Origin of the sequence: Ruminococcus sp. (assembly GCF_017650195.1) — a bacterium.
Classification (GTDB): domain Bacteria; phylum Bacillota; class Clostridia; order Oscillospirales; family Ruminococcaceae; genus Ruminococcus.
The window spans coordinates 1-8968 of record NZ_JAGCFH010000305.1; the positions used below are offsets into that span (position 1 = coordinate 1).

Genomic DNA, 8968 nt, shown 5'->3' on the forward strand with positions numbered 1-8968 from the left:
CAAGCGAGCCGGAGCTCGAACTCCAGTAAAATATGATTTACAAAGCCCCGGAGCAGCTGTACAGCTGCTCCGGGGCTTTGTAAATCATATTTTACTGGAGTTCGAGCTCCGGCTCGCTTGTAGTGATAACATCATCATTCTCAAATGTGATTATCTCCATTTCGGGAGCAGTGTACTTTTCTTTCATGTTACTATTCCTTTCGTAAATTAGTCTTTATATTTGTTTGCAGATACGGCATAAACGTAGGTTGCCTTTGCCATATCAACAAGAGCATCGTTAGCGTCCTTATTGTTCAGAACGCGGTATACATAAGAGAGGGCACCAAAATCATATTTTGCGCCGTCTATTGTAACTGTATGCATATCACACAGCTGATGTGCAGCGATATTTGTAATCTCATAATACTGTTTTTCGTTCTTTATCTTTGCGTCTGCTGCCTTATCGTCGATAAGTACATTACTGCTGTTTGTGTAAACTCTTGCAGCAGTCTGTGAATTCAGAACGAGAGAGAGCTGTATATCTGCATCAAAGCCAGGCTCATAGGCTATAAGGTCTGATGCCTTCACTTCAGATATACCTGCGATCTCGTTATGAGCACCGTTGAAGTAATTATCAGCAGCCTTGCAGAAGTTCTCAAGACCATCAATGAGAGCTTCGAGATTATCAACTGTCTTGTAAGCGTCGTCCTTCTTTATGGCTTCTATGTAGCCCTGAACTGTGCATTCAGCCTGTGAAAGGTTGCTGAGATCGTTTGTGGACTTGCATACGATAAGCTGTCTGCCATCCTTGTCATAAGCCCTGAGAGTTATTTCATCATTTGCCTGAGTAGCATTTATAAGGTATGTGAATTTATATATTCCGCTTTCCTGTGTTAGATCATTGAACTCGTTACCGGAATACTCTATATCTCCGTTAGGTCCGCTGAGAACAACCTTTGCAAGGTTCTGGCAGGGTTCGATATAAATATTTGCTCCGAGGTAGCCGTCAAGAGTGATGCTCTGTCCTCTGAGGAAGATCATATTAGGCTTGAGCGCATTACAGCCGTATAAGATATTCTTCATATCAGTAACCGAAGATGTGTCAAATCCACTAAGGTCAACATATTCAAGAGCTTTGCATGTGCGGAACATATCAGTCATTATTTTTACATTAGAGGTATTAAAGCTGCTGAGATCAAGGGATTTGAGTGACGAACAGCCTGAGAACATATAGCCCATAGAAGTTACCGAGCTTGTGTCAAAGCTGCTGAGATCAAGTGATTCAAGTGACGAACAGCCTGAGAACATATCGGCCATATTTGTTGCTGAGCTTGTGTTGAACTTGCCGAGATCAATTGATTTAAGGCTGGTGCAGTCGTTGAACATATAAGCAAACTGCTCAACTTTTGATGTGTCGATGTTGCCAAGATTCAAAGAAGTTAGCTTGGAACACTTTGAGAATAAGTGCGTCATATTTGTTACCTTTGAGGTATCAAGACTACTTACATCAAGAGATGTCAGAGAGCTGCACCTGAGGAATACACCGTACATATAGGTCACATTTGAGGTATCGAAGTTGCTTAAGTCAATCGAGGTCAGACCTGAACAGCCGTCAAATAAATGACCGATATTTGTTGCAGATGAAGTATCAAACTTGCTCAGATCAATTGTAGCAAGACCTGAACAATCGGAGAACATAGAGGACATATCCTTGACTTTGCTTGTATTAAGTGCGGTCACATCAAGTGATGTCAGCTTTCTGCAACCGTTGAACATCCAGCTCATGTCCGTTACATTTGATGTATTAAAGCTACTGAGATCAACAGATTCGAGAGAATTACAGTAATTGAACATTCCCCCCATGTTTGTGACATTAGATGTATTGATAGCGCCGAATTTAACTGTTTTAAGGTTCCTGCACTCATAAAACATACTTCTCATGCTTGTGACACCGGAGGTATCAGCATTTGAAAGGTCAATCTCTGTGGCATAAAACCAACCGAAAAGGTTATAGCAGTCAGCCGGAAGCTTAGCACCTTCTGCGCAGACTACCTTTGTTACTGCCGAGTTCTTTTTCCAAGTCTGGACGTCACTTTTTACAACATTACCGCTAAGTGTGAGAACACCGTTTTCCTCATCGAAGCTTGCTGTGGAAGCTGCTTCCTCGGCGTGTGCTGTAAGTACATTGACGGGAGTTGATTTACCTCCGACAGGTGCGTATAAGGCAGTGCCTGTCAGTGCAACAGCCATGATTGCTGCTGCGGTTTTCTTCATCAGATTCTTTTCCATTACTACATCTCCTTGTTTATAGATATACAGCTCAGTAAATTAATCCTGAACTGAAATTTACGAAACCAGGTGTGTTAAGTTAAAAGATTAGTGAGATGAGTAAATGGTTGTATAAAATGCGCGGCTTTCAACAAATTGTATTCCGTAAACAAGTAAATTTTATAAAAAGTTCACGAATAAGTCAAGCCAAATATTGCGGCTTAAATCGGAAGTTATCATATATTGCTTTGGGGAGAAGAAGAAAAAGCGGAAGATGGGAGAGGACTTGGCTAAAATAAGCCAAAAAAACGAGCCTGATATTTCAGGCTCGGTGAGGACTTTTATAGTTAAGGCAGACTTACTAAAGGACTGATTTTTATGTTATATCATTTAAGTGAAGCCTTTATGAAGTCTGCTGTGTCTTCGATGACGTGGCTGTTGATATGTCCATTTTCACAGTCGAAGAAGTGGCCAAGCCCATCATACAGTTTGAACTGGCACTTTGGCCTGTCTGAGAGCTTTTCCTTCCACATAGCGAAATCCTTGTCTGCAAATACCTGTGTGTCGGCGCTACCCTGAAGGAAGAGCATGGGAATATCGAGCTCCCTTGCAACGCCGGCAGGATCGATAGCATCAAGAGACGTCCAGTAGGGGACACCGAAGGAGATGTTATATGGCTCGGGATTTTTTTTCTCCTTGAGCTCTCTTTTGTCTCTCATGGTTTCTATCTGGTCAATAAGTTCTTCTACGTACTTCTTTGTATCTCCTTCTGCGGCTTCAAGCTGAGGAGCAAGCTGCTCTAGCCATACCTCGCCGAGTTTTCGGGGAGTTCCCGCCAATGATATGATACCTTTTACGGCACTGTTGCGTGAAGCTATGGAAGGAGCGAGCATTCCGCCGAGGCTGTGACCGAGTACGAATATGCCATCCACCTTGCCATCGTCAGCGTACTGCTGGGCAAGTTTTACGGCGGCATCTGCGTCATTGAGAACCTCATCATCTACTGTGACATCATCGGTGCCAAGCTCAGGATACTGGAAAAAGCGCTTGTTATAGCGGATAGTCGCTATGCCTTTTTCAGCAAGGTCGTGGGAAATGTCCTTGAAAGGAGCGCAAATGCCAGCGTCCTCGTTGAGGTTCGTCTGCCCGGAGCCCTGTATAAGTATGACAACAGGCGGTTTTTCGATATTCTTTGGCATGGTTAGCATACCATCCAGCTCGTATTCACCGACCTTGATAGAAGTCTCTGTGTAGATATCATTATCCTCGGGGGTTATCTCGTCCTGCGCGAAGTTCATATACATCCCCTCAATCAGCCTTTCCGTGCTGAAGGCGATATATATCACAAGGTTCTTATTTTCAAAACGGAGATTGGTAGTCGTCATGCTCATTCCGCTGTTTGGATCGGTTTCGTGCTGTGTATCAAGGAGTTCCTTGAATTCTCCTGTAACCGCCTTTACCTGTTTCCAACTAGAAGTTAGAGCCTCCTCTGATACGGCAGCTTTCATATTATCTGAAAATAAGTCGAATGAAGTCTTGTAATTGCCTTCAGCCATGTCGGTACAGAGCTTTCTAGACAGCTCAACAATATCCGTATCAGATTCGGTGGAAGTTTCGGCCTGTGTGGTCGATTCCACCTGTGTGGCAGTCGTTGCTGTAGCCGTAGGCCGCTCGCTGCTGTCTGACGGTTTGGTGCTGCTGCATCCAGTCAGCAGAGCTGCTGCAGAAACTGCGGCGATCATTCGTTTGATTTCCATTTTATCACTCCATAAAAATTTTTCGGTATACTGTATTTTAGGTCTATTTTTTGTTAATTATAACACATCATGCATAACAAGTCAACGTTCCGCGTGATAGAGTAATTATCATACTCGGGAGTGTATAAAAGGTTATATTTTTTATATTTATTATAGAGGCCTGACTTGCAAATATGTATACTGCACTTTTAACAATTGATACAGCTGTGCATTGTATAAAATAACAAAAAAATATGTTGTAAATTAATATTAGCCGTACATACTTGAAAAAAAATGAAAAAAATGTTATAATTCATGAATAGGATAAGCGTCGCAGGGAATTGAAAAAACGGCTTTTCAATAAATTTCCGACGCTTTCAGGATATGGATAGATAATACATGAAGGGAAGCGGCTTGTCCCTGCATGGAAAGGAAAGGTGTATTGGAATGCCAATTACAGAAGTCATTAAAAATACTGCTCCCGGCGCTGTGCTTTGCTTCAAGTACCCCAACGAGGACTTCAACACCGGCGCTCAGCTGATAGTTGCCGAGTACGAAGAAGCCCTATTTATGAAGGATGGCGTTATCGAACAGGTATTTACTGCGGGAAAATATACTCTTACTACAGAGAATTTCCCTTTTCTCACAAAGCTCCAGTCAGCTCTCCTCAGCGGAGGCGTCAGCAGATACAGCTGTAAGATATATTTTGTAAATACTCAGCATCACCTTGAACAGAAGTGGGGGACTCCCGATCCTGTAACGGTGCTTGACCCATATTGGCAGACCTATTTTCAGGTACAGGCAAGGGGTTCGTATACGGTAGCTGTAAAGGCCGTAAAGAAGTTCTTCCTTAAATTCGTTGGTGCAAATGCTTATGCGTCAGAAAACGATTTAAAGAAGAATTTCCGCATAGCTTTTGTTCAGAATATTTCCGATCAGCTTGCTGAGTACATAACCTCTTCCGATGAAGAGACCATTGTAATATGCAATAAAAAGAAAGCTCTTGCTGATGGCGTAAAAGGATCGCTCCATGAGGTGCTTGACGAATATGGTATGGAGCTCATAAATTTCTATATTGAGACGATAGGTGTTATTGAAGATGAGAATTACCTCTCTGTTGTTAAAATGCGCCGTGAGCGTCAGGAAAAGATGTTCAGCCGTGAGCAGAGAATGGAAGAGGCAAGGCTCGACTTTGCCCTCAGCCGCGAAAGATCAGAGGCTGAAAGATATATTTCCGGTCAGGGCGCTCAGGCTGACTATGAGCGTATGAAGATACGCGATCAGGACGGCGGAAATGGCTGGGCTCGCCAGGAAACAGCTGAGATACTCCATTCAGCTGCAGAAAATACAGGAGCGGGAAGTGCTTTCATAAATGCAGGCATTGGCCTCAATGTAGGACGTGCTCTTGGTGGTATGATGGCTGATATGGCAAATCCCGGAGGTGGCGGCGTTGGAGCGCTTTCAGCTCCTCAGGGTGCAGGAGAGGCTGTTCAGGGCGATACTGTAATATGTCCGAAATGCAGTGCTTCTGTTCCGAAGGGAATGAAATTCTGCGGACAGTGCGGAGCGCTTATGGAAAAGCCAAAGCGAGTATGCGCTAACTGCGGATTTGAGATACCTGATGGTATGAAGTTTTGTGGACAGTGCGGAGCTCCTGTTGAGAAAAAACCTAATATCTGTCCGAAATGCGGTGCTGAGGTCGCAGACGGTATGAAGTTCTGCGGCAGATGTGGAAACAGAATGGAGTGAGCGTCATGAAAAAAGGAAATCTTTTAGTATCATTGTTTTTGATAGCTATTTTGAATATAGGTATATTTGTTGTAGTCAATGACCGCTCCGATGTATTCTGGGTAAATTACTGCTTTCTGATGTTTGCAGTGCTGTTTGCAGCTTGTACCTTTAGTTTCGGTTCAAAGAACGAAAAGCTTGCAAGTAAGCTGAATATATTTATGGTTGCCATTGCATTCCTTGTTTGCGAGACTATAGCGGCTCTTGTATGTGCAAGATTTGACAGCGCGGCTTGGGCTACGGTAGTACATCTTGCTGTTATTGGTATCTTTATAGTGTTCTTGTACGCCACTCTGTCTGGCAATGCTCATGTTGAACAGCAGCAGGAGCAGCGCGGTGCGGACTTGATAAACTTCAAGTCTGTGCTGGAGACCTTCAAGGGCATACAGAAAAATGTTCCTTTTTCCGCGCCTTATAAGAAGACCATAGACAAGGCTTTTGACGCGATTGCTTCCGGGCAGGTAACAAGTTCTCCTGAGGTGGCAGGTATTGAGAGAGATATAGCAGATGCTGTGAATGAGCTTGGAAAGGCTGTCACTGCCAACGATGAGCAGACAATAGCTTCTGTATGTTCAAGGATAGACAAGCTCTCTTCTGAGAGAGAATCCAAGCTCAAGCTGAGATCAAACTTTTAATCCAAGGGGGAAAACAATATGACCGTTAATCAGAAATGGTATCATCAGACTGTAGTTATAATACTTGCATTTATAATATTCTGGCCTATCGGGATATACCTGATAGTCAGCCGTTCAAGAGCTTCAAAGCGGGGAATGTTCGTAGGAGGTCTTGACTTCAAGACAGCATGTATAGTTGCGGGTGTTCTTGGCGTTATGGGCTTGTTATGCTTGAGTGGATCTAATTCCTCATTTGGAGGTGCGATGCTATACTTTATAGGAGCTGTTGCAGTATTCATTTATGGCAAAAAGAACGATGGAAAGATAGAAAGGTACAAGAAATACATTGATATGGTCGTAAATCAGCATATCGACAATATTGATACTATGGCAAATGCCTGTGGTATCCCTTACGGCACCTGCCGCGGAGAGTTGGCTACGCTTATTGCAAAGGATGTATTCAAGGGCGCCTCCATTGACGATACCACACATACTCTCAATCTCATGAGGCGTGTAGCTCCTCCTGTGGAGGTTATGGGTAGGGCTACTGTTACTGTTACTGTTACTTGCTCGGGCTGCGGTGCTACTGCGGCTATAACTCAAGGAACAAGCTGCGAGTGCGAATATTGCGGAAATATTCTCAATGCCTGAACACGTTTGAATTTTAATAATTGTACGAGTTGAAAAGCCGTAAGGAAGTATCGTCTTCCCAACGGCTTTTTTTGTAACCTGTTGCCGGTTATGCTCATATTATAAAATGTGCGGAGGACCTCTGCACAGGTTCTCCGTGCGGAAAGGAGGACTCAATCATGAATCTTGATCTTTTTGATAATATAGAAGATATGTTCTTGCGTGAACGTGAGATGGTCTCTGAGACTGTTATGAACGACAGCGGAAATAATACAGGCAACGACCAAGTGTTTGCGAAAAACGTGCCTCTTGCAATGGCCTATGTACCATGGCAGCAGTGGGGCGAAACTTACGGCGACGACGAGGCACTTAGCAAAGGAACACTTTTCCCTCAGCTCGATCTGCCATTTATCGGAGGAGGCGACGGCAAATGAACGAGAGGAGAATGCTTCTGAATAAGATAAAAAAATACGATTTTACGCTTAAAGAGCTGAATCTATATCTCGACACCCATCCTGAATGCCGCCGAGCTCTTGTAATGTTCCAGAAATACAGGGAATTGCGTAAAAAGGCATCAGACGAGTTTGCACGTCGTTTCGGACCGATCGTTCCGGAACAGGTGACAAGCACTGAAAACTGGACATGGACAGACGATCCGTGGCCATGGGAAAGGAGTTAATATATGTGGCAGTATGAGAAAAAAGTATCATATCCATGTTGTACATTGATACTATAATAAAAGAAAGCAGTCAGGAGTTCAATTCTTATTGCTGGTTTATTTGCTTTAATGGCATTAATCTGTGAGTATCTCCATATTTTTAATGTGGCTTATGTCCTGTCCAGTGAAAAACAATTGCATAAGTGCATATGTAAGCCCTGATGAAAGCTTTGTATCCTCATCATGTGTATGTGTTGGTATCCGGCATATTACCATTGTACCGCTATTGCGTAATCTGATAACAGTGGTCAGTTCATGATTGGTCATGGTTTCGCTTATGATATCGTATTCCGAGCGTTCATATAGGGTTTGCTTTTCTATTGGCTTTTTCATCTGTTATATCATCTCCTTACTGTCATATTATATGTAATGTTGCTTGTCCGACTTGACTTTGATGAAAAATCAGTGATAGACGATATATCGCATGTGCGGCTGTTTATGAACCGGACATAGCTCAAAAATGACATATTTTTTATATACTTTAAATAGGTTATACAAATTTTAAACGAAATGCTAAAAAATCCGTATTGTATAATCTTTCGTAACATATTGACAACGAGTAAAATGATATTTTTGTGAAAAATGACAAAAATTTTTATGGTCTCAGAATTCCCCGATTTTTCCGCTTGCTTTTTTTACTGTCAAAGGTTATAATTAAAAAGTACAGGTTTTGGATGCTTTACAATGTGTTTATTATGATTTCTTAAAGGCACGGACAGAATACGGGGAAGTATTTGTTTGTGCAGTATATATATATGTTCAGACTTCATTAATATACATAGTATTGTATTTACTATAAAGAGCAGTTTAATAAATATAAACACAAGCTGCTGCCTTTAAGGGCAGGATAAGGTTTAACACGACACAAGATCATCAAAGCTTTATTGAAATATCAAAATGGTCGGTCGTCTGTATATTTGGTGGGAAATTGGCTGGATATGCGGGCGGCAGAGTTCTGTCTGCAGGGATAAATGACATTACCTGCTGTTTATGCTGCCTTTCCTTTTCGGACGGGAGCGTATTTTACAGTAGGTGGATAGGAGAAGAGGCAGTAAATGTTTGTAAACAAAAGTAATATCAAACCATTGGAAAATAAAATATGGCTTTCCTCTCCTACTATGCACGGTGACGAGCAGAAGTGGGTGAATGATGCGTTTGAAAAGAACTGGATCACGACAGCAGGAGAGAATATCAACGAGGTAGAAAGACTTATCGCAGAGTACGCAGGAGTAAAG

The 8968-nt window shown here is 42.5% G+C and carries 8 protein-coding genes and 1 pseudogene; 6 read left to right on the forward strand and 3 right to left on the reverse strand.

The window, feature by feature from the left end; translation table 11 throughout:
- Positions 1 to 207: 207 nt before the first annotated feature.
- Positions 208 to 2268 (reverse strand): BspA family leucine-rich repeat surface protein, encoded by a 2061-nt coding sequence (locus J6U00_RS13745; RefSeq protein WP_296582752.1) that lies wholly within the window; start codon positions 2266 to 2268, stop codon positions 208 to 210.
- Positions 2269 to 2633: 365 nt separating this feature from the next.
- Positions 2634 to 4004 (reverse strand): DUF3887 domain-containing protein, encoded by a 1371-nt coding sequence (locus tag J6U00_RS13750; RefSeq protein ID WP_296582754.1) that lies wholly within the window; start codon positions 4002 to 4004, stop codon positions 2634 to 2636.
- A gap of 426 nt (positions 4005 to 4430) precedes the next feature.
- Between J6U00_RS13750 and J6U00_RS13755 the strand changes: the two genes are divergently transcribed.
- The 5 genes from J6U00_RS13755 to J6U00_RS13775 all read left to right on the forward strand — a co-directional run bounded on the left by J6U00_RS13755 (position 4431) and on the right by J6U00_RS13775 (position 7694).
- Complete coding sequence (locus tag J6U00_RS13755; protein WP_296582755.1) at positions 4431 to 5732, forward strand: SPFH domain-containing protein; 1302 nt, start codon at positions 4431 to 4433, stop codon at positions 5730 to 5732.
- Between the two features lie 5 nt (positions 5733 to 5737).
- Complete coding sequence (locus J6U00_RS13760; protein WP_296582757.1) at positions 5738 to 6406, forward strand: hypothetical protein; 669 nt, start codon at positions 5738 to 5740, stop codon at positions 6404 to 6406.
- Positions 6407 to 6424: 18 nt separating this feature from the next.
- The gene (locus J6U00_RS13765) at positions 6425 to 7036 is read left to right on the forward strand and encodes a hypothetical protein (RefSeq protein WP_296582760.1); all 612 of its coding nucleotides are present in this window, start codon (positions 6425 to 6427) and stop codon (positions 7034 to 7036) included.
- 158 nt (positions 7037 to 7194) lie between these two features.
- Positions 7195 to 7449, forward strand: coding sequence for a spore coat associated protein CotJA (locus tag J6U00_RS13770; RefSeq protein WP_296582762.1), 255 nt, complete (start codon positions 7195 to 7197; stop codon positions 7447 to 7449).
- A complete protein-coding gene (locus tag J6U00_RS13775) occupies positions 7446 to 7694 on the forward strand; it encodes a spore coat protein CotJB (protein ID WP_296582765.1) in 249 nt (82 codons plus the stop codon). The genes J6U00_RS13770 and J6U00_RS13775 overlap by 4 nt, the downstream gene beginning before the upstream one ends.
- A 114-nt stretch (positions 7695 to 7808) precedes the next feature.
- Here J6U00_RS13775 and J6U00_RS13780 read toward each other — a convergent pair whose 3' ends face one another.
- Entirely contained in the window at positions 7809 to 8066 is a 258-nt protein-coding gene (locus tag J6U00_RS13780) for a hypothetical protein (RefSeq protein ID WP_296582766.1), read from the reverse strand.
- Between the two features lie 722 nt (positions 8067 to 8788).
- Between J6U00_RS13780 and J6U00_RS13785 the strand changes: the two are divergent.
- Positions 8789 to 8968 (forward strand): annotated as a pseudogene (locus tag J6U00_RS13785) (aminotransferase DegT); the annotation flags it as partial.